Raw genomic sequence first — 22,738 nt, 5'->3', positions numbered from 1 at the left:
TTTACTTGACCACTACAAGGGCGACTTCCGGCCCTCGGTACATTTTTTCAAGCTTGCTGTGATTGAATCCCACTTACTGCTCATGCGTTTCTGAGCAATAAGAAAACAACACTAACAGCGGGCGGCTAAATGGAATTAACACCAAGAGAAAAAGATAAGCTACTTATCTTCTGCGCAGGAATGCTGGCACAGCAGCGCAAACAAAAAGGCTTAAAACTCAACTATCCAGAATCTATTGCGCTGATCAGCAGTGCCATTCTTGAAGGTGCCCGTGAGGGTAAAACCGTTTCGGAATTGATGGACTTTGGACGCACACTGCTTACCGTTGATGACGTAATGGAGGGGATCCCTTCCATGATCCCAGATGTACAAGTCGAAGCTACTTTTCCTGATGGCACCAAGTTGGTGACCGTTCATGAACCTATCGTGTAGGGAGAGGAAATATGGCTGGCTCCACCAAACAATATTCAGGCTTCGTTCCCGGAAAAGTAGAAACCGCTCCCGGTGACATTACTCTCAATGAAGGCCGCGACACAACGCCCGTTAAGGTTCAAAACATTGGCGATCGTCCTGTTCAAATTGGCTCTCATTACCACTTCTATGAAGCAAACCCTTCGCTGATCTTTGACCGAGAAGCCACTAAAGGTTTTCGACTCAATATTCCAGCGGGTACTGCAACCCGCTTTGAGCCGGGTCAGTCGCGTAGCGTTGAGTTAGTGCGTTACGCCGGTAAATTAGAGATCTATGGCTTCCAAGGAAAGGTGATGGGAAAGCTCTAAGCGCTCTCACGGAATAATAAAATAACAAAGGATTGAACATGGCGACGATATCCAGACAGGCTTATGCCGAAATGTTTGGGCCAACAGTCGGTGACCGAGTGCGTCTTGCTGACACTGATTTATGGCTAGAAGTGGAAAAGGACTACACCGTATACGGCGACGAAGTGAAATTCGGCGGCGGTAAAGTGATTCGTGATGGGCAAGGGCAAAGCCAACGCCCAAGTGCCGAAACTCCAGATTTGGTGATCACCAACGCGATTGTGTTGGACTACTGGGGAATTGTAAAAGCCGATGTCGCGATCAAAGACGGCCGAGTTCAAGCGTTGGGTAAAGCGGGTAACCCAGACGTTCAACCGGGCGTCGATATTGTGATTGGCCCAGGTACGGAAATTTTAGCTGGCGAAGGTTCAATCCTTACGGCAGGTGGCATCGATTCACACATTCACTTTATCTGCCCGCAACAGATTGAAGAAGCGTTGGCGTCGGGGGTGACGACCATGATAGGTGGTGGTACGGGGCCAAACACCGGGACTAACGCAACCACATGTACGCCAGGGCCTTGGAATATCCATCGTATGTTGGAATCACTCGATCAATTCCCAATGAACTTTGGTTTGCTCGGTAAGGGTAACGCCAGCCAACCAGAAGCTCTACGTGAACAAGTAGCGGCAGGCGCAGTGGGGTTGAAGTTACACGAAGACTGGGGAACTACTCCCGCTTCAATCGATACCTGCTTGAGCGTTGCTGATGAGATGGACGTACAAGTCGCGATTCATACCGATACGCTAAATGAGTCGGGCTTTGTGGAATCAACACTTGGCGCCATTGGTGATCGCGTGATTCATACCTATCACACTGAAGGTGCGGGTGGTGGTCATGCGCCCGATATTATTCGTGCTGCAGGTGAGCCGAACGTTCTGCCTTCTTCAACTAACCCGACACGACCTTACACCGTTAATACGGTCGATGAACACTTAGACATGTTGATGGTATGTCATCACCTTTCACCGTCGATCGCTGAAGATGTCGCATTCGCTGAATCACGTATTCGCCGTGAGACCATTGCCGCAGAAGACATTCTTCATGATTTAGGTGCGTTCTCGATGATCGCTTCGGATTCTCAAGCAATGGGGCGCGTAGGGGAGGTGGTAACACGCACTTGGCAAACCGCACACAAGATGAAAGTGCAGCGTGGCTGCCTAAAAGAAGATTCCGACTATAGCGATAACTTCCGCCTAAGACGTTATGTCGCTAAGTACACCATCAATCCTGCGATTACGCACGGTATGGCACATGAAATTGGATCTATCGAAGCTGGAAAGCTTGCAGACCTAGTGCTGTGGAAACCAGCCTTCTTTGGTGTGAAACCAAGTGTGATTTTAAAAGGCGGTATGATCGCTATGGCACCTATGGGCGATCCAAACGCTTCAATCCCAACACCTCAGCCCGTTCACTATCGTTCTATGTTTGGTAGCTATGGCAAGGCGTGCCAAAACATATCGATGTTGTTTGTTTCCAAGGAAGCCAAAGCACAGAACATCGATAAACAATTGGGCTTACAGAGTTTGATTGGCGTAGTCAGCAACTGCCGAAACATCAGTAAAGCCGACATGAAGCTTAACGACTGGATGCCAAAGATTGAGGTCGACTCTCAGACTTATCAAGTGCGTGCCGATGGTGAACTGCTGACGTGTGAGCCTGCTGAAGAACTGCCAATGGCTCAAAGATATTTTCTATTTTAATAGCTCGGCTGAAGACTCTTATTTTAGTCCTTTAGCTGAAGCTCGAATTTTAGATCTTGGCTGAAGGCTCTTATTTTGAACGTTATAAATCTCACAAGGAGATTGAGGTAATAGCATGATTGAACTTACTCAAATTCAAGCCGAATTGAACACGGCTCCAGATGGCTTCCTAAGCCTACCGATCGATAGCCGCATCAAAAGCCGTCTTAAAGTGACATTGGATGATGGTCGAGATGCAGGGCTGTTTCTACCACGAGGTCATATCTTGCGTGGCGGAGAACAATTAACTAGTGAGTGTGGCTTAACTGTTGAAGTGAAAGCAGCACCGGAAACCGTGTCGACTGTTTACTGTGATGACTCGCATCTGTTAACTCGTGTTGCTTACCACCTTGGTAATCGACATGTTCCGCTGCAAGTCGAAGCTGGCTGGGTGCGCTATCAACACGACCATGTTTTGGATGAAATGGTTGAAGGTTTGGGCGCGACAGTGACGACCGAAAAGCAACCTTTTGAACCTGAAGGTGGCGCTTATGGCGGTCGCTCGGGCGGTCATCATCACCATCATTAATCGAGTCATTGATGACTCACTAAACGATTTATATAACAACGATATTAATAGCTATAAACGCAAGGAACTCGCGATGAACTTTAAAACAGCTGCAGGCTTATGCACTTTCACACTGGCTTCTCTAACAACATCTACATTGGCTTTAGCTCACCGGGGACACGGTTCGCATTCGGTTCATGAGTCTCACTCATTTATGTCTGGCTTAACTCACCCAGTGACAGGCATGGATCATCTGATCATGTTGATCGCTTTCGGATTGTTAATTGGCGCACTGTCGTTTTCAACCAAGATAAAAGCCTCTTTGATTGGCGGTGGATTGGCTTCATTGGTCGTTGGGCTTATCGCAGGCCAAGCCTTGGGTTTCTCTGTGATTGTTGAACCAGCAATCATCGCTTCTCTGTTCGTCGTCAGCCTATGTCTATGGCACGTATTCTCACCTTCAACTAAGCGTGTAAATGGCGTTCTAGTCGCTTCTATTGCGATGTTGTTTTTCCATGGTTATGCACACGGCGTTGAAGCTGCGAGTAACCTAACGCAATTTGCAACAGGCATGAGCATCACTGCTGTGGCATTAATGGTTATCGGTACGTTTGTTGGGCGCGCAGTTTACTCTAAATGGTTGTCAGTCGGCGTGGCTTCAGTAAGCGCATTATTACTGTTAGGCGCGTAAGCTCTCGAACTTTCGATTCTAGAAGACAGAGAGCAAGAGTATGAGCACAACAGAAAATGTCGCGATTTATCGTCTGTTTCAATTGATCAGCCCGTCGTTGCCGATTGGTGGTTTCACTTATTCGCAAGGGCTAGAGTTGGCGGTTGAGGCTGGGTGGGTGACCAATCGCGATAGCATGGAGCAGTGGCTCAATACCATTGTTAGTTCCAGTGTCGCGACCTTGGAATTACCTATCTTAGAGCGCCTTTATCATGCTCTAGAAAAAGGTGAACTCGATGAGATTGAGCATTGGTGTAATTACTTGTACTCGAGCCGTGAAACCAGTGAATTACGAGCAGAAGAGAAGCAACGCGGGCATGCATTGAATACTTTGTTGAAGCGCTTAGATATCGATATTTCGCTGGTGGATTCTGTTGATAGTCACCCAAACCAATTGTTAGGCATGTGTATCGCAGCTCAACATTGGGGCATTGATTTAGAAAGCCTCAAACAAGGTTACTTATGGAGCTGGCTTGAAAATATCGTTACTGCAGGTGTAAAGCTGGTGCCTTTAGGCCAAACCGATGGGCAGTTGGCTCTGATTAATATCACTAACACCTTTCCTGAGGTGATTGAGAAAGCACGCATGATTGAAGATTGGATGATAGGTAGCTTTTCGCCTTCGTTGGCACTAGCGAGTTCACTGCACGAAACACAATACACGAGACTATTTCGTTCGTAGCGGTCAGCGCGAACGAGGTAGCAAGAAAAGAATATAAGGAAGTAGACAATGAAAAGTTATAAGCAACCCCTTCGAATTGGTATTGGCGGCCCAGTTGGGTCAGGTAAAACCGCACTGCTTGAGGTGCTGTGTAAGGCGATTCGCGACAAACTAAACATTGCGGTGGTAACCAACGACATCTACACACAAGAAGACGCCAAGATACTCACGCGAGCTGAAGCTCTGGAACCTGACCGCATTATCGGTGTAGAAACAGGTGGTTGTCCGCACACTGCGATCCGTGAAGATGCGTCGATGAACTTAGCTGCTGTAGAAGAGCTGGCTAAGCTACATAAGAACCTTGATGTTGTATTTGTAGAGAGTGGTGGCGACAACCTCAGCGCGACGTTCAGTCCTGAATTAGCCGACCTGACTATCTATGTGATTGATGTAGCGGAAGGGGAGAAGATCCCACGTAAAGGTGGCCCGGGTATTACGCGTTCTGATCTGTTGGTTATCAATAAAATCGATTTGGCGCCATATGTTGGCGCGTCACTTGAGGTGATGGAGCAAGATACGCAACGTATGCGTCCAACCAAGCCGTTTGTGTTTACCAACCTTAAAGAGAGTAAAGGCCTAGACGTCATCATCGATTTTATCGTGACTGAAGGTATGCTTACGCTCAAAGAACCAGAGAAAACCAGTTAGTCATTCGCAGCCCCTGATTAACTCCTCCATAAGCAAAAGCCCTATCAAATCTGATAGGGCTTTCTAATATAATGTAACTTAGCTGCTTACGCTTTTGCCGTTTTCTGGGTCACTTGCGACTCAATAACACCATCTTCAACTTGAGTGGTGATTACTTCGCCTACTTCGACATCGTTAATTGATGATACAGTTTTGCTCGATGCTGAATGAGTAATGCTGTAACCACGCTTGAGGGTTGCTAGTGGGCTAACGGTCTCTAACTTCTCTGCAGCCATTGCTAGCTGGTGGCGAGTGGTCAGTAAGGTCTTATCCATCGCATCCAATAGCTTCTGCTCAGAGCGTTGCAAATGCAGTTTTTGTTCACCAAGGCATTTCACTGGCGAGTTCAGCTGAAGCTGGTGCTGTTTGCGCTCAACACGTTGGGCATGCTGCTTTAGGTATTGAGTCATACCACGACGCAAACGCATATCTAGGTCATCAAGCTGTTGGCTCTGCTTTTGCAGTTGGTAGCTAGGGTGTTGCTTCTCTAAGCGGTATTTCAATGTTTGAGTTGATTGCGCTTGTTTGATTAACACATGACGAATCGCACTGACTAAACGAGCACGTTTAGACGCGAAAGCTTGTTCTTTATGACTGTTGTCGCGGCTAACCAATTCAGCTGCTGCTGATGGTGTTGGAGCGCGCATATCTGCGACGAAATCGGCGATAGTGACGTCAACCTCGTGGCCAACTGCACTGATAATCGGGATTTGGCTTGCAGCGATTGTGCGAGCTACGATCTCGTTATTGAAGCACCATAGGTCTTCTAACGAACCGCCGCCACGACCCACGATCAACACATCACACTCATTGCGTTCGTTAGCACGCCCAATCGCTTGAGCAATCTGAATTGCTGCTTCTTCGCCTTGCACCATGGTTGGGTAAACCACAACAGGCAGTGAAGGATCGCGTCTTTTCAGGACATCAAGAATATCAAACAGTGCTGCACCGGTTTTAGAGGTGATAACGCCAACGCGTTTTGGGTGCTCAGGAAGCGGTTGCTTACTCGATTGAGCAAATAGCCCTTCTGCGGCGAGGTTCATCTTCAGCTTTTCAAACTCTTGCTGAAGTTTACCGTCACCTTCTGGCTGCATGCTTTCGATGATCAGTTGATAGTCACCGCGTGGCTCATAAAGCGACAGGCGAGCTTTGACTAAAACTTGATTGCCGTTCTGAGGCTTAAAGGTGACTCGTCGGTTATTGCCACGAAACATGGCGCACTTAACTTGAGCGCGAGAGTCTTTAAGCGTGAGGTACCAGTGACCAGAGACAGGTGCAGAGAAGTTCGAGATTTCACCAACGAGCCAGACTATTCCCATTTCGTTTTCTAATAGGAGACGAACCTCTGAGTTGAGGCGAGAAACAGTAAAGATGTTTGGATTGGTCATAGAAGCACTATCTTTCCTTGAAGGAAGGTCTTTCTTGGAATCTCACAGGGCGTGAGTATGGAAGATAGCGGCAATATAATACATATCAAGGAGGTAAATGCAAATTAAAAATACAAAAATGTGTAGCCAAGCGATTTCGCCGTGCGTATAATCCGTCTGCAATATCAAATCCAAATCACTTTATTATGCGAAACGATAAAGTTGGGTTTACTCCTTTTAACACCTTTGTTGTGAGATATTGCAAATGCTACGAATCGCAAAAGAAGCTTTAACTTTTGATGACGTTTTACTCGTCCCAGCACACTCAACCGTTCTTCCGAACACAGCTGATCTTCGCACTCAGTTAACGAAAAACATTTCTTTAAACATCCCAATGATCTCTGCATCGATGGATACTGTTACGGAAGCACGCCTAGCAATTGCCCTTGCGCAAGAAGGTGGTATTGGCTTTATTCACAAGAATATGTCAATCGAGCAGCAAGCTGAAATGGTTCGCCAGGTTAAAATTTACGAAGCTGGTGTGGTTTCTCACCCAGTAACTGTAAGCCCTGACGCGACAATCGCTGATGTTGTAGCCCTTACTCAAAAACACGGCTTCGCCGGTTTCCCTGTTGTTACTGAAACAAACGAATTGGTTGGTATCATTACTGGCCGTGATGTTCGCTTTGTTACTGACCTTTCTAAGAAAGTTGATGTAGTAATGACGCCTAAAGCTCGCCTTGCTTCTGTTAAAGAAGGTGCAACTCGTGAAGAAGTTCAAGAGAAAATGCACGAAGCGCGTGTTGAAAAAGTTCTTGTTGTAAATGATGACTTCCAACTGACTGGAATGATCACTGCAAAAGACTTCCACAAAGCAGAACGTAAACCAAACGCTTGTAAAGATGAGCGCGGCAGCCTACGTGTAGGCGCAGCTGTTGGTGCTGGTGCTGGTAACGAAGAGCGCGTTGCTGCTCTAGTTGAGGCTGGCGTAGATGTTCTACTAATCGACTCTTCACACGGTCACTCTGAAGGCGTACTTAACCGTATCCGCGAAACTCGCGCTGCATACCCTGATCTACAAATCATCGGTGGTAACGTAGCAACTGGCGCTGGCGCTCGTGCTCTTATCGAAGCAGGTGTTAGTGCAGTTAAAGTGGGTATCGGCCCTGGTTCAATCTGTACGACTCGTATCGTTACTGGCGTTGGTGTTCCTCAAGTAACAGCAATCGCAGACGCTGCTGAAGTTGCAAACGAATACGGTATTCCAGTAATCGCAGATGGCGGCATCCGTTTCTCTGGCGATATCTGTAAAGCTATCGTTGCTGGCGCATCTTGTGTGATGGTTGGTTCAATGTTCGCTGGTACTGAAGAAGCACCGGGTGAAGTTATTCTTTACAACGGTCGTTCTTACAAGTCTTACCGTGGTATGGGTTCTCTTGGCGCTATGTCTCAAGGTTCTTCTGACCGTTACTTCCAATCTGACAACGCTGCAGACAAGCTTGTTCCAGAAGGTATTGAAGGTCGTATCGCATATAAAGGTCGTCTAAAAGAGATCGTTCACCAACAGATGGGCGGTCTACGCTCAAGCATGGGCCTAACGGGTTCTGCAACTGTTGAAGACATGCGTACTAAAGCTGAGTTTGTTCGTATCTCTGGTGCGGGCATGAAAGAATCTCACGTACACGATGTTCAAATCACGAAAGAAGCACCTAACTACCGTTTAGGTTAATAATACGTCCAAACGTTTGAATAATGTGCTGATTTAATCGGCACATTGTTATACCAATCGTAGTAAATAACGGGTCATCCTAGTTTGTTAAAAAACTCGATAACTTGGTTAGAATTTTTGATTGTAGAGTAACTACTTATCAGAACTCTTTGTCGAATAGAGCAGCCTTGTTCTCAAGCTTTTTCCTGCGCTATTCCTGAACACTTACTTATTGTGATTGGTATTATATCTACCGTCTGTTTTGTTAAAAGTCCGATTTTCTCAAAACACGGGGTTAAAGATATCTAACGAAAACGTTTGCTTTATTTCTTGAAGAGTTAATCAGAGGTGAGTAAACTCGCCTCCGTTTTATCACATAGCCAATAAGACTGCTTACAATGACTAAAAATATTCATGACCAACGTATTCTAATTCTGGACTTCGGTTCTCAATACACACAGCTAGTAGCTCGTCGTATTCGTGAGATCGGTGTTTACTGTGAACTTTGGAGCTGGGACGTAGAAGAAGCGGATATTCGTGAATTCAATCCAGACGGTATCATCCTATCTGGTGGCCCTGAAAGTGTAACGGAAGAGAACTCTCCACGTGCACCTCAGTACGTATTTGATTCAGGTGTTCCTGTATTCGGTATCTGCTACGGCATGCAAACTATGGCTGAACAACTTGGCGGTAAAGTAGCAACGTCTACTGAGCGTGAGTTCGGCTACGCTGCTGTACAAGTTACTGGTGAGTCTGCACTTTTCGCTGACCTTGAGTCTACTCAAGATGTTTGGATGAGCCACGGCGACAAAGTAGTTGAGATTCCAGCTGATTTCACAAAGATCGCTGAAACAGACACTTGCCCATACGCTGCGATGGCAAATGAAGAGAAGAAGTACTTCGGTGTTCAATTCCACCCAGAAGTAACGCACACTAAAAACGGCCTGAAAATGCTTGAGAACTTCGTTCTTAACGTATGTGGTTGTGAAGGTCTGTGGACTTCAGCTTCAATCATTGAAGATGCAGTTGCACGTATTAAAGAACAAGTCGGTGACGACGAAGTTATCCTTGGTCTTTCTGGTGGTGTTGATTCATCTGTAGTTGCGATGCTTGCTCACCGCGCTATCGGTGACAAACTAACATGTGTGTTTGTTGATAATGGCCTTCTTCGTCTAAACGAAGCTGAGCAAGTTATGGATATGTTTGGCGATCAATTCGGCCTAAACATCATCAAAGTAGATGCAGAAGATCGTTTCCTTAAAGCTCTGGAAGGCGAAGCTGAACCAGAAGCTAAGCGTAAGATCATCGGTCACGTATTCGTAGATATCTTCGATGAAGAGTCTAAGAAACTGTCTAATGCTAAATGGCTTGCTCAGGGGACTATCTACCCAGACGTAATCGAGTCTGCAGCATCTAAAACAGGTAAAGCACACGTAATCAAATCTCACCACAACGTTGGTGGTCTTCCTGATGATATGGAAATGGGTCTTGTTGAGCCTCTACGTGAGCTGTTTAAAGATGAAGTACGTAAGATCGGTCTAGAGCTTGGTCTTCCATACAACATGCTTTACCGCCACCCATTCCCGGGTCCTGGTCTAGGTGTTCGTGTTCTTGGCGAAATCAAGAAAGAGTACTGTGATCTACTGCGTCGCGCAGATGCTATCTTCATTGAAGAGCTTCACGCTGCTGACCTTTACCACAAAGTATCTCAAGCATTCACGGTATTCCTACCAGTACGTTCAGTTGGCGTAATGGGCGATGGCCGTAAGTACGATTGGGTTGTATCTCTACGTGCTGTAGAAACTATCGACTTCATGACTGCTCACTGGGCACACCTACCATACGACTTCCTAGGTAAGGTATCTAACCGTATTATCAACGAAGTTAACGGTATTTCACGTGTAGTTTACGATATTTCTGGTAAGCCACCAGCAACTATCGAGTGGGAATAATCTCTTAGAGATTTAGCCAGCTTTGAATAAGATCTTAAGCCTCGAACTCAGTTCGGGGCTTTTTTCTTTTCGATTCATTACATTAAAGGCATATGATCAACACCTAGAAAGCAAGTGAACAACAACGAGAAACTAAATCGGTTGGAAACTAGATATCAGCTCAAGAAAGTATGAGACGTGTTGTTACGTTTAACTATACATAAAACTATCACTCGCACTTTTTATAAAATCACACCGCAACAGCTAGGCCATTTGTCACGTGCCGCATACTCTTTGATGGACTTATTAAGGACAGATAAGAGAATCCACCATGTTAAAAATCAAATATTTGGCGACAGTACTGGGCTGCACTTTGGCAGCACAAAGTCATGCGTCTTTGAACATTCAACCTGATCCGCAAAACCCGAATGGTTACCTCGTTGAAAAGTCGGCATTACAAGCCGCTGAACAAGCGAAAACCTCGGATCCTATGTATGCGATCTGGTCACAAGCTTTACAAACTCGTTCGAACACCATCGTTGAAGCGATTGAACCCGGTTCACCTTCCAACCCTGAAAACGTAAAACGGGTTGAGCGTGTATTCCCTCAATCTGAATGGGATTTCCTAACTCAGATGGCGGCGCCAGAATACACCTACACTCGTTTCTTACGTGCGATTGGTAAATTCCCAGCCTTCTGTGGAGAGTACACTGATGGCCGCGATTCTGATGCCATCTGTAAGAAATCCATCATCACCGCTTTTGCTCACTTCTCTCAAGAGACGGGCGGTCACATTGCAATAGATAACACCTCTGATAACCCATTAGCTCTCGAAGAGTGGCAGCAAGCACTGGTGCATGTTCGTGAAATGGGGTGGTCTGAAGGTCAAGAAGGTTACACCACGGGGTGTGGCCAGAACGATTGGCAGAATGCGCGTTGGCCATGTGCTGCGGGGCAGGGTTACTTCGGACGTGGTGCTAAGCAGCTTTCTTACCACTTTAACTATGGTGCCTTCTCTGAAGTGATGTTTGATGGTGATGCGACGGTGCTTCTCAATAATCCAGGTTTGGTTGCTGATTCATGGTTGAACTTAGCTTCAGCTATTTGGTTCTTCTTAACACCACAAGCGCCAAAACCAGCCATGCTACATGTGATCGACCGTACATGGACGCCTTCTCAACGTGAACTGGATGCGGGGATTGGTTATGGCTTTGGTACCACCATCAATGTGATCAACGGTGGTATTGAGTGTGGTGAACAGAATAAAGACAAAGGCCAGCCAGTTAACCGTATTCGTTATTGGGAAGGGCTAGCGGCGCACTATGAAATTCCTGTAGAGGCAGATGAAGCGAATACCTGCTGGCAGCAAACACCTTACGGAAGCTTGAACCTCAACGGTGCAACTGATGTGTTGTACACAAACTGGGATGGTAACTGGAAATACTACGCAGACCGCCCAGAAGGCTATTCATTTGAATGTGAGCTTGTTGGTTTCCAAACGGCTTATTCAGCGCTAGTTGCTGGAGATTACGAGAAGTGTGTGACCAATTTTTATGGCTCTCATGCGAGTTGGCCGGAAGTAAAAGTAGTCGACAAGCTTGATCCGGTAGACCCAGGAACCGATCCCGGTGGTAACGGTTGGAGCGCGACTAAGGTTTACAACGCTGGCGATCAAGTGACTCACAATGGTGCGACTTACGAAGCGAAATGGTGGACTCAAGGGGATGACCCTGCCAATGGCGGCCCTTGGAAACTAGTGGCAGGTGAGCCAACACCACCTGTAGTGACTGACCCTGCTCCTGTCGATCCTGCGCCAGTAGACCCTACACCCGTTGAACCACCTGTGACAGAGCCGCCAGTAACTCAGCCACCAGTGGTTGTCGATCCATCTGAATTTATTACGTGGCAAGCGGGTGTTAGCCAAGTGAGTAATGGCGATAAAGTGACACATAACGGCAAGTGCTTCGTGGCTAAAAACGGTCCGGGCGTCTGGGAAAGCCCGGTTCAATCGAACTGGTTCTGGGATGAAATTAGCTGTAATTAACCGCTCAATCTATTAGGTACCTTAGGTTACTTAACTGGTTAATCAAAGCCGAAAGTGATTGCTTTCGGCTTTTGCGTTTCTGCTCAGCTCTCCTCGAGTAATTTAACGCTATCACCCCCTATCTGAATGCCAATTCTCCATTTAGAGAATAAAGTCCTGTACAAATGGTCATTGTGAATTTATATTCACTTTTAAATTATACTTATTCTTTATTTTAGGGTTAAGGTTTACCTATGGAACAGACAGATATCACGTCACTCATCCCCATTGTTATTACTTTGGTGTTGTCGTTGGCGACAAGGAATGTAGTGATTGGCCTTTTTGTTGGTGTACTCAGTGGTGTAGCCATGCTCACTGGAATGTTTAGCGAACTGAACCCTCTTGATACGTTTGGTACCATGGTTAAAGGTTACCTAGTCCCTCAATTGACTGACAGCTACAACGCTGGCGTGATTATGCTGCTGGTGTTCATCGGAGGCTTTGTCGCCTTGATGGAGAAGTCGGGCGGTGGCGTCGCGTTTGCCAAGCGAGTGACTCAGTGGGTAAGCAATAAATGCCAAGCTCAAATTTCAGCATGGCTTGGTGGAATCGTTATATTTTTCTCAGACTTAGGCACTCCGTTAATTGTTGGCCCTGTTTTTCGTCCCCTTTTCGATAAACTGAAACTTTCAAGACAGAAGCTAGCATTCATCATCGATTCAACCTCATCGCCAGTTGCGATCCTTATTCCTTTCATTGGATGGGGCGTTTACATTATGAGCCTGATTCAAAAAGAGTTTACAGCCTTGAATGTCAACATGTCTGACTGGGATGCTTTCATCGGTGCGATTCCTTTTCAGTTCTACGCATTCCTCGCGATCTTCATTGTGCCTTTGGTGTCAGTTAAAGGCTTAGACTTTGGGCCAATGGCAAAAGCTGAACGTGATTGCCAAGCGGGAATCAACTCTGGTGTGAATAGCGAATCACTTAATGCGTTCTCGCATAAAAATGCAAAGGCATCTTTTGTCTGGGCACCGCTTCTGGTGATGGTTGTGGTGTTATGTGCCATGTTGGTTCCACAGGGCTTTCCATTCCAAAAGGTCGCAGGTTCATCATTTAGAGCAGCATTATCTTCGGCTTATTTCTTTGCCGCGATTACCTTGATCTCGCTGATGGCTTACTACGGCGTTAGAAAACTGTCGGATGGTGTTTCTGTGTACCTAAAAGGCATGGGAAACATGATGCCAGTGGCAATAATCTTGGTACTGGCTTGGGCGTTAAGTACTGTCGGTAAAGAGTTAGGAGCAGCGGCTTATATTGCAGAACAAGCGCAGAGCGGTTTCCCATATTGGTTAGTACCTGCAGTCGCGTTCCTGTTGTCTGCCATTATCTCATTTGCAACGGGCTCATCGTGGGGAACCTTTGCGATAATGATGCCATTAGTTATTCCAACAGCGATTGCGATTGATGCTCCCTTACTCGTCGCAATTGGTGCCGTGTTGTCTGGTGGTTTGTTTGGTGACCATTGTTCTCCAATCTCTGAAACCACCATTCTCTCTTCTACAGGGGCAGGGTGTGATCAGTTTGAACACTTTAAGACACAGCTGCCTTACGCATTGATGAACGGCTCTATTGCTCTGATTAGTTTTGTAGTGGCAGGTTTTACGGGAAGTGCATTGGTTGTGCTTGGGGCTCTTGTTGCTCAGCTTATTCTTGTAACTCTGTTAGCCAAGCGTGACGTGAGTAAAAACGCTTCTTCAGAAGTTCAATCTCAAGTCTCTGAATCTAAAACTCAACAAGCGTAATTTTAGATTACGAATGGAGAACAGATACGGGATGCGAGTAATCGAGTAACGAAAAGCTCGCTCTCTATTGTCTAAGTTTGATGTTAAGGGTTCTCGCTTACTCAAATCTGAAGACTCTTTTCTCATCCCGCATCTCGTTACTCGTATCTTTTTCATATGTATATCTCGAAAGGAGATTCCAGATATCTCGTCCCTCGATTCTGGAATGACGATTCAATGAACAGATACGGGATGCGAGTAATCGAGTAACGAAAAGCTCGCTCTCTATTATCTAAGTTTGATGCTAAGGGTTCTCGCTTACTTAAATCTGAAGACTCTTTTCGCATCCCGCATCCCGTTACTCGCATCTTTTTTATAGCGCGATAGGTCGTCTACTCACTTATAGTTTTTGTGAATTAATTCGTGTTGTTATGAAACCTATTTTCCATAAGATCATTTGTACAATCTTAGTTTTCGATAACTGGATTACCTAGTTGAACGGTTTATAGATTAAAATTTTCTTACAAATTTTATCGATTTTTTTTAATCAACCACTTTAATAAGGTAAATTCGCAATGTCGACCAAACTAGCTAACCCAGCGCCACTAGGCTTAATGGGTTTCGGTATGACCACTATTCTTCTTAATATCCACAACGCAGGTTTCTTTCCAATCGATTCAATGATTCTTGCTATGGGTATTTTTTACGGTGGTTTGAGCCAAGTTATCGTGGGCACAATGTGTTTCAAACGTGGTGACACGTTCGGTACAACTGCGTTTACTTCTTACGGCCTATTCTGGTTGTCTTTGGTTGGTTTAATCGTGATGCCTTACATGGGTCTACCTGCAAGCCCTGCTGCATTTATGGGTTGGTACCTACTACTATGGGGCATCTTCACAGGCTTCATGTTCATCGGTTCTCTATGCTACCCAGTTGCGAAGCAAGTAGTATTCGGTTCACTGACTATCTTGTTCTTCCTACTTGCAGCTCGTGATTTCACTGGCAGCGAACTAATCGGCACTATCGCTGGTTTTGAAGGTATCTTCTGTGGTGCTTCAGCTATCTACTTTGCAATGGCACAAGTAATCAACAACGAATACGGCCGCACAGTACTGCCTATCGGTGAGAAGAAAGCACCTCAAATGGCAACACAAGAAATCGCTGCTTAATACTCTAACTCGGGAACAGTTAGTTTGTTATAAGCCGTTTATTGGTTATGAATAAAACAAAAGGGGTTAGCCGAAATGGCTAACCCCTTTTTTATGCGTTATTAATAGCGCGAGTTAAAGCGAGCTATTTGTTAAAGCAATCCATTTGTTAAGGCACAAGCTTAAGCTGAAGGTTGCTCTACAGGTTTAGTGTCTGCAGCTTCTGCTTCTGGAGACTTGCCTGTTTTACGCTTGTACTTCTCTTCCCAGTAAGTCGCACCTTTAATGCCTAGTTTTACAGGGTTGAAAGTGTACTCAGTCACACCTTGTTTCTGCTGTTCTTCGTAGTCAGCTAGAGCTTTAAGCGCAGGCTTAGACATGAAGAAGATAATCAGAATACCAACGATGTTTAACCATGCCATCAAACCAACACCAACATCACCCATTGCCCATGCAAGGTTAGCTGTTTTAACTGTGCCATAGAAAACTGCAGTGATAAGAACAAGCTTAAGTACGAACATCATGCCAGGGATCTTGATGGTACGACGTAGGTAAGCAATATTCGTTTCTGCGATGTAGTAGTAAGCAAGAATCGTTGTAAATGCGAAAAAGAACAGAGCAAATGCGATGAATGGCTTACCAATGCCTGGTAGTGCACTTTCAATAGCAAGCTGTGTAAATACAGGACCATTCGCACCGATGTTTGCTGCTAGGTTCTGAACAAGGAACACGCCTTCAGCGCCGCCGTGAACGTTGTAAGCACCAGTGATGATGATCATGAACGCTGTAGCAGAACATACTAGAAGTGTATCGATGTAGATAGAGAACGCTTGTACCAAACCTTGTTGAGCAGGGTGATCAACACTTGCAGCAGCTGCCGCGTGAGGACCAGTACCTTGACCCGCTTCGTTTGAGTAAACACCACGCTTAACACCCCAACCAATTGCAGCGCCGAAGCCTGCCATAGGTGTGAATGCATCGCCGATGATCATTGCGAAAACAGTTGGCACTTGGCTGATGTTTAGCAGAATGATAACGAACGCGATGATGATGTAAGCCAATGCCATGAAAGGAACAACGATTTGTGTGAAGTTCGCAATACGTTTAACACCACCAAAGATGATGAAAGCAAGGATGATAGCAACAACAGTACCGGTGAAAATTTTAGCGAAACTGAATGTACCGACAGCTGTTTCAATCATGTCACCTGAGCCAAATGCAGCTTCTACAGCATTACCAATACTGTTTGACTGAACACCAGGAAGCAAAATACCACATGCAAAAATAGTCGCGATAGCGAAGATCCATGCGTACCACTTCTGACCCATTGCTTTTTCAATGTAGTAAGCCGGACCACCACGGAACTGGCCTTCGTCTTCTTCTTTGTAGATTTGCGCTAGCGTCGATTCTGCGTAAGCAGTCGCAGCGCCAAAGAAGGCTACAACCCACATCCAGAATACTGCACCTGGGCCACCGAAACCGATAGCAGCAGCAACACCAGCAATGTTACCTGTACCTACACGGCCAGATAGCGAAACGGCTAGAGCTTGGAAAGACGAGATGCCTTTTGTTGAGCTTTTTCCCGATAGTAGCAAGCGCCACATTTCAAAGAAGTGACGGATTTGAACAAATCGAGTCATGATGGAGTAGAACAAACCGGCACCTAAACATAGGTAGATAAGTACTGGACTCCAGATTATTCCATTCAAAAAATCAACGAATGACTGCATGAGTATTTTCCCTGTTAGTTTTGCTTATGATTGTTTTTCGAACAACACAATACTTCACTTGTAACCCAAGTGTTAAATTATTTAACTACGCATTAGGATTACTGTGACATAAAGCATGTTGTAGAGGGTGTTTGTTAACTCTTAGTGCTAATTCGATAATCGTTCCATTTAACTCAATATGCAACTGGTTGTAATTTGTGGTGTTTTGCAAAGTGAATAAATAATGATTAATACAGAAAGAGGAATTTGAGGTGCGCATAAGAAGCGAAATCGCGCAAAACAGCGGTTAAAGCCGCTTAGCATGAACGGCTGATATGGGAGTGCAGGGATAAGTAGGTTGGAATATATCACCTGCATCGTGTGAGCTAGTAGGTCTAAGAAACTGTGTTTTTTGAAGATTCGATAATTGAGGCTTTAATATCTACCTAGTGAAAATTGTTAATTTGATGCCTGTTTCAAACAACCACGAACCCTCGCGCCTGTAATTCTTGAGCGAACTCCGACTGAGTATTTGGCTCGCCGTGAATCAAATGCAACTCTCTCGGTGGAGTCGCGATGCCTTCTATAAATCGGTAAAGGTCCTCTTTATCAGCATGGGCAGAATAACCCGACATGCCATGAATTTGAGCATTAACCTCAACGTCTTTGTTATCAATAGAAACCTGCATTTCGCCTTGTTGCAGCTCTCGTCCGAGCGTCCCGTGCGCTTGATAGCCCGCTAAAATCACATCGGTTCGTTTATCGGGAAGCAAGGCAGATAAGTAGTTCATTATCCTGCCGCCCTGACACATGCCAGAAGCTGCGACCACAATCGCGGGTTCACCTGTCGACTTAAGGCGATTAACGATTTTCTTGTGCATTCTATGCCCATCAACGGTGATGCACTGCTCAAAAGCGAGTGGGTGACGTTTCAGTTCTAGCCGTTGCTTTGCTTCTTGTCCCCAGAGTTCTTTAAAGCGTCGATAGGAACGTGTCACTTTCTCTGCCATAGGAGAATCGAGGATGATAGGAATATCGGCGCTGAGCTGATGCTCAAAGATCAGGTGTTCGATATCAAATAGCAACTCTTGTGTTCGACCGATACTGAAGGCCGGAATTAGGATGACACCCCCATCAAGTAGCGAACGATCTATGATGATTTTGAGGCGTTCTGCTCGTGTCGCAATATCATCATGTGTACTGGTGCCGTATGTGGATTCAATAAAAAGATAATCAGCCTGCTGTGGAGGTGCAGGGTCGGGCAGTAAAGGTGTGTTATTTGGGCCTAAGTCTCCGGAAAACACCACCACTTCTTGGCTGGGTAACTTAATCTCGATATAGGCGGAACCTAAGATGTGCCCCGCAGGTTGAAAACGAGCATACAGAGTATTTGGCCTATGGTGATCCTTTTCATTATTTTGCTGTTTAGACGTAATTGGAAACCATTCCCCGTAAGGCTTGGGAGCTATTAACGAATGAATCTTTTTGAGTATCAGCTTTGACTGTTTGTTACTGAGCCCTTGTAGCTTTAAGCCATCCTCAATCATTAAAGGGGCGAGTTCAGCAGTGGCTTGCGTGCAATAAATCGGTTGGTTAAAGCCATTGGCGAGTAACCAAGGTAATCGACCAATATGATCAATGTGAGTATGAGTCAGCAGCAGAGCGTTGAGGTGGGACGTTTCAAAATCAATATCAAGAGGGCGGGTGTCTTCTCCTTGAAACAAGCCACAATCGATAAGCACCGCTTGGCCTGAATCTCTTAGTTCGTGACAAGATCCTGTGACAGTATATTTGCCACCATGGTGAATCACTTCCATCGTTTACTCCCATTGCACTATAAAGTCGTTAACGCCTGTTTTATTTTGCGGATAAGCGCCAACAAGTAAAACAAGAACAATGAGAGTTGCGATCGTTGAGTGTCTTTTTAAGTAACTGAGCGATTACTCAGTGGGTTCGCTGCGAGTTAGTTTGTAGAAGAGCCGTCTGAATCCAGTTCTGGGTTTTGCTGCGCCTCTAAACGAGCCACTTCGGCATCAAGCTCTGCTATTTTCTCTGCCATAAGGGCGTGACAGTGATTGGCCAGTTCTCTCGCATCGCTAAGCTTGTAGCCGGATACATCGATAGGTTCCAGCATCTCGGTGATCACAATGCCATTATTGGCACGATTAAAGTCGATTTTATTGTGCGTGGTGCTGGTACACATCGGGGTGATAGGCACACCAGCTTCAATTGCCATTCGGAAAGCGCCTGTTTTGAATGGCAGTAATCCACGGCCTTTACTTCGGGTTCCTTCAGGGTAAACCCAAACAGACAGATCTCTTTGATGAATCGCTTCCGCCACTTGTTTGATGGTATCGCGTGCTTTGGACTTGTCTTCGCGGTTAATCATGATGTTCCCGGTGATCCAATACAGAAGGCCGAAGAAAGGCACGTACAACAAATCGCGTTTACCCAATGAAACAGTTCGTGGTCTTAGCATTCCTGGGTCGGTCGCAAAGTCCAATATGCTTTGGTGGTTAGAGATGTAGACGCTGTTTTTTGGTGTCGGGGCATTGTCTAGGCCGCGCTGTACCAGTTTTACACCGATGATCTTTTGGAGCTGGTTGAACCAACGACAGAAAACGTACACATGCTTAGGGTTCTTGGGGCTAAATAAGCAGTAAACAAAAGCACATAGAGTGGTGAAAATAATAAACACCGTAGCCAAAATAATACGAAGAACAGCAAGCACAACTCACTCCTTACTCACCGCAAGAACGCAGTGATTAAATAGTTTTAGATGCTTAAAGTTTTCACTCTATTTAACCGAATTGCAACAATTAACTGGGATGGGAGGCAATTTTTAGATCTTTATATAAAACAAGGACTAACAATGTATGCTCGACACCGCTATCGAGCTTACACGTGTTCACCAGTAATGGCTCATGATCACCAATACTGTTTATTTGGATCTGATTTTTCTACCCATTCTGGATCTTGGCGGGCTTCTAAATAGAGTTGTAGGCCGTTATAAGACATGAAAGCCGCCGGGCCGCCGAGGTACTCGAAGTAGTCAAAATACTCATCTTCAAGCGTGCATAGCTGAGCTAAATCTTTAACCTTGTGCATCATTGCCCACTGAATGGCAAATACAGGCGCCGTTGAGCCTGAAATAACCACTTCTTCGACATTGGAGTTAAACAGTGAATTAGCTTGTTCAAGCAATATTTCTTCTTGTTCAGACTCTTGCTGTAACACCTCTTCAATAATTTCCGAACGCTTGGTATTAGATACATTTTTGTTCAACTTAGCGATTCGCAGTGCGTAGCTAAACCTTTCTGATGAAACGATATCGACAAGTTGTGATAGCAGCTCTTTGTCTACGCTTGCTGCTTTGGTGAAATAGTCGATACATGAATTGATTGAGGCATAACGCGTACCGTCAAATTCAAAGCCACTGGTTTCGTCGTAAACCTCAAGTGGGATGTCATCAACCGACAAAGGCCAGCCTTTATAATCGACGCGTTGCTTGGCTATTTGATACATCTTCCACGCGCTGCGCCCAAACCCGCCGAGTGTCGAACCCGAGAAATCAGAATCAATAAGCTCTTGCTCTGTCCAGTTCTCACCGATACCAAGGTGCTTAGCGTACTTGTCTATGAGCGTGTGTTTTATCTGATCGCGCACAGACCAAATTGACGTCAGACTCTTTGAATAGTTAATTCTCGCACACTCATTGCAAGCCGGCAGCGCGATTGGTGAATGACCAACCTTGGTAATAGCCTGCGCTGTCTTAGGGAATTCAACAACATCATTGGAAGGTTCACCACAAAACCAACAGGTGTGGCGCAGGTTGAACGGGGTATCTATGTGTGAGTATGTGTTCATTAGTCTTTATCGGCTAGGTGCTTGAGTGTGGTTAATCATCTTCAAAACAATTATCTCTATTCGCACGTCACCTTGCACCTTGTTTGTTTTACTTTACTAACGAGACTGTTTCGAGATGTGACTCACCTGATGATCTGATTATGTAGATGTTGATATAAAACAGCCACTAACAGTTAACGTTGATTGATGTGGCTGAACTTACATGAGCTGCTAGCAATCATCTAAGCTCCCCATTACTATTGAGGTAGACTCCTTACTCCAATAGCGCATATGTCCTCATCGATTCCTTTTTACGATAAAAATGCTCGCACACTTTGTGAACAATACAACTCAGTGACATTCGAGTCCGTACATAAAAGTTGGCAAGCTTATTGGCCTTTAGAGGGCGATAAGGTGCTAGATGTCGGTGCGGGAAGTGGCCGTGATGTTTTATGGATGCACAATGCCGGAGCTGAAGTTATTGCGATAGAACCAAGTGCTTCATTACGCAAACAAGGATCGGAATATACTGGCCCAAGTGTTACATGGATTGATGATTCACTTCCCTCGCTTAGCCGCACTGAAAACCTCGGAATGCGTTTTGACTTGATATTGGTGAGCGCGGTATGGATGCACCTTGCACCGTCATATCGAGAGCGAGCATTCAGAAAACTGTCTAACTTGCTCGCTCCAAATGGCAAATTGGTGATCACTTTGCGTCATGGGGAATTTCAAGATACTCGACAAGGTTATGAAGTATCTGTGGAAGAGCTTGAGCGCTTATCAAAAAACAGTGCTCTGTTGGTACGCCATGTCGATGATAGTCAAGATACTTTGAACCGTAGTGAAGTATGGTGGCAAACCGTTGTAATGACATTGCCAGATGACGGCTCCGGTGACTTGAATAAGGTGCGCCATATTATCGTGAATGACAATAAATCGGCCACATACAAATTGGCTCTGTTAAGAACCTTACTGCGAATCGCAGATGCTCATTCAGGTGCTGTACTTGATCGAACGGATGGCAAAATATCTCTACCTGTGGGTTTGGTTGCGCTGTATTGGGTTAGGCAATTTAAGCGTTTGATTGATATCGATATAGAAGGCTTGGGGATTCAGCAAAATAGCAACACAACGAAAGGACTGGGGTTTGTAAAAGACGATGGCTGGAACAAGCTCAAGCACCTAAGTGCTGATGATTTAGCTATTGGAGCAATGTTCTTAGGTGATGAAGCCAAGGCTTTACAAAAGCTATTTTCACAGACGATCAGCACGATTAAATCAGGGCCTGTGACGTTTATTTATCAAGGTTCAAAAGAGAATAAGTTATTTGAGATACACCCTCCTCAGAAACGACGGAAGAGCCAAGAATCGCTGCTCATTGATAGTGAGTTCTTAGAAAGCTTTGGCTATTTCACTCTGGATGAAAGCTTATGGGAGTGCTTTAGAATCTACCACTCTTGGATTGAACCGCTGGTGGTGAATCAATGGATCATGGAGATGCAGCGTTTCCAGTTAAACCGACAGCGCAACATATCACTACAGACTTATCACGATTGCTTGGTATGGATCGATCAAAACCATGATACTCGCGATGTACGTAAACGTGTCGAGCAACTTAGAGCTGAACGTACCGACATTGTCAGTGTCTGGAGTGGAAAATCATTAAAAAATGAGTATCACGTTGATCACTGCTTGCCTTTTGCTTACTGGCCAAACAACGACAAGTGGAACCTCTTTCCGACCACAAGCAAAGAGAACCTAAGCAAAAGTGACAAAGTTCCTACGGCTGAAAAACTTCGAGTGTCTAAGCCTCGTATTCTTGAATGGTGGCAATTGGCGTGGAGTGATTCTACTCATTTTGAACAGCAGTTCTTTTCTGAAGCGGCACTTTCTTTACCCAACATACCAGCGCAGTGTCGAGACTTCGAAGAGGTGTTTGATGCAATGGGTTTGCAAGTACGTGGAGTAAAAAGTCGACTTCTGATCAGTGAGTGGAACTAATCATCGAGAACA

At 45.4% G+C, this 22,738-nt stretch carries 18 protein-coding genes; 13 read left to right on the top strand and 5 right to left on the bottom strand.

Annotated features, from left to right (window positions below; genetic code table 11):
* Positions 1–129 precede the first annotated feature (129 nt).
* The 7 genes from ureA to ureG all read left to right on the top strand — a co-directional run bounded on the left by ureA (position 130) and on the right by ureG (position 5,167).
* Positions 130–432, top strand: coding sequence for an urease subunit gamma (gene ureA, locus BCT34_RS11375; protein ID WP_004735119.1), 303 nt, complete (start codon positions 130–132; stop codon positions 430–432).
* A gap of 11 nt (positions 433–443) precedes the next feature.
* A complete protein-coding gene (locus BCT34_RS11370) occupies positions 444–779 on the top strand; it encodes an urease subunit beta (RefSeq protein WP_076654681.1) in 336 nt (111 codons plus the stop codon).
* 38 nt (positions 780–817) lie between these two features.
* Positions 818–2,521 (top strand): urease subunit alpha, encoded by a 1,704-nt coding sequence (ureC, locus tag BCT34_RS11365; RefSeq protein ID WP_076654680.1) that lies wholly within the window; start codon positions 818–820, stop codon positions 2,519–2,521.
* A gap of 115 nt (positions 2,522–2,636) precedes the next feature.
* Positions 2,637–3,089, top strand: coding sequence for an urease accessory protein UreE (gene ureE, locus BCT34_RS11360; protein ID WP_017629846.1), 453 nt, complete (start codon positions 2,637–2,639; stop codon positions 3,087–3,089).
* A 73-nt stretch (positions 3,090–3,162) separates the two neighbouring features.
* A complete protein-coding gene (locus BCT34_RS11355; protein ID WP_076654684.1) occupies positions 3,163–3,759 on the top strand; it encodes a HupE/UreJ family protein in 597 nt (198 codons plus the stop codon).
* A gap of 40 nt (positions 3,760–3,799) precedes the next feature.
* The gene (locus BCT34_RS11350) at positions 3,800–4,480 is read left to right on the top strand and encodes an urease accessory UreF family protein (RefSeq protein ID WP_076654679.1); all 681 of its coding nucleotides are present in this window, start codon (positions 3,800–3,802) and stop codon (positions 4,478–4,480) included.
* 48 nt (positions 4,481–4,528) lie between these two features.
* The gene (gene ureG / locus BCT34_RS11345; protein ID WP_076654678.1) at positions 4,529–5,167 is read left to right on the top strand and encodes an urease accessory protein UreG; all 639 of its coding nucleotides are present in this window, start codon (positions 4,529–4,531) and stop codon (positions 5,165–5,167) included.
* An 86-nt stretch (positions 5,168–5,253) separates the two neighbouring features.
* Here the strand turns inward: ureG and xseA are convergent, their stop codons facing one another.
* The gene (gene xseA, locus BCT34_RS11340) at positions 5,254–6,594 is read right to left on the bottom strand and encodes an exodeoxyribonuclease VII large subunit (RefSeq protein ID WP_076654677.1); all 1,341 of its coding nucleotides are present in this window, start codon (positions 6,592–6,594) and stop codon (positions 5,254–5,256) included.
* A gap of 244 nt (positions 6,595–6,838) precedes the next feature.
* On the opposite strand from xseA, the gene guaB reads away from it, so the two are divergent.
* The 5 genes from guaB (at position 6,839) to BCT34_RS11315 (ending at position 15,188) form a co-directional block, all read left to right on the top strand.
* On the top strand, positions 6,839–8,302 hold the full coding sequence (guaB, locus tag BCT34_RS11335; protein WP_017062496.1) for an IMP dehydrogenase: 1,464 nt from the start codon (positions 6,839–6,841) through the stop codon (positions 8,300–8,302).
* Between the two features lie 377 nt (positions 8,303–8,679).
* Positions 8,680–10,233, top strand: coding sequence for a glutamine-hydrolyzing GMP synthase (gene guaA / locus BCT34_RS11330; RefSeq protein ID WP_017059729.1), 1,554 nt, complete (start codon positions 8,680–8,682; stop codon positions 10,231–10,233).
* A gap of 310 nt (positions 10,234–10,543) precedes the next feature.
* Positions 10,544–12,256, top strand: coding sequence for a chitinase (locus BCT34_RS11325; protein WP_076654676.1), 1,713 nt, complete (start codon positions 10,544–10,546; stop codon positions 12,254–12,256).
* 233 nt (positions 12,257–12,489) lie between these two features.
* Positions 12,490–14,040, top strand: a complete 1,551-nt coding sequence (locus tag BCT34_RS11320; RefSeq protein ID WP_076654675.1) for a Na+/H+ antiporter NhaC family protein — start codon at positions 12,490–12,492, stop codon at positions 14,038–14,040.
* Between the two features lie 554 nt (positions 14,041–14,594).
* A complete protein-coding gene (locus tag BCT34_RS11315; RefSeq protein WP_010440610.1) occupies positions 14,595–15,188 on the top strand; it encodes a GPR1/FUN34/YaaH family transporter in 594 nt (197 codons plus the stop codon).
* A gap of 161 nt (positions 15,189–15,349) precedes the next feature.
* On the opposite strand, the gene BCT34_RS11310 is transcribed toward BCT34_RS11315, so the two are convergent.
* The 4 genes from BCT34_RS11310 to BCT34_RS11295 all read right to left on the bottom strand — a co-directional run bounded on the left by BCT34_RS11310 (position 15,350) and on the right by BCT34_RS11295 (position 20,743).
* Positions 15,350–16,897 (bottom strand): alanine/glycine:cation symporter family protein, encoded by a 1,548-nt coding sequence (locus BCT34_RS11310; RefSeq protein WP_076654674.1) that lies wholly within the window; start codon positions 16,895–16,897, stop codon positions 15,350–15,352.
* A gap of 455 nt (positions 16,898–17,352) precedes the next feature.
* Positions 17,353–18,693, bottom strand: coding sequence for an MBL fold metallo-hydrolase (locus BCT34_RS11305; RefSeq protein WP_076654673.1), 1,341 nt, complete (start codon positions 18,691–18,693; stop codon positions 17,353–17,355).
* Between the two features lie 146 nt (positions 18,694–18,839).
* Positions 18,840–19,607: a 1-acylglycerol-3-phosphate O-acyltransferase gene (locus tag BCT34_RS11300; protein WP_076654672.1), complete on the bottom strand. Its 768-nt coding sequence runs from the start codon at positions 19,605–19,607 to the stop codon at positions 18,840–18,842.
* Positions 19,608–19,804: 197 nt separating this feature from the next.
* The gene (locus BCT34_RS11295) at positions 19,805–20,743 is read right to left on the bottom strand and encodes a hypothetical protein (protein ID WP_076654671.1); all 939 of its coding nucleotides are present in this window, start codon (positions 20,741–20,743) and stop codon (positions 19,805–19,807) included.
* A 270-nt stretch (positions 20,744–21,013) separates the two neighbouring features.
* On the opposite strand from BCT34_RS11295, the gene BCT34_RS11290 reads away from it, so the two are divergent.
* A complete protein-coding gene (locus BCT34_RS11290; protein ID WP_076654670.1) occupies positions 21,014–22,726 on the top strand; it encodes a class I SAM-dependent methyltransferase in 1,713 nt (570 codons plus the stop codon).
* The last annotated feature ends 12 nt before the right edge of the window (positions 22,727–22,738 follow it).

This window comes from Vibrio sp. 10N.261.45.E2 (genome assembly GCF_002875705.1).
Classification (GTDB): domain Bacteria; phylum Pseudomonadota; class Gammaproteobacteria; order Enterobacterales; family Vibrionaceae; genus Vibrio.
Note: the sequence above shows the minus strand (reverse complement) of the source record. Positions and strands in the feature narration are given on the sequence as shown.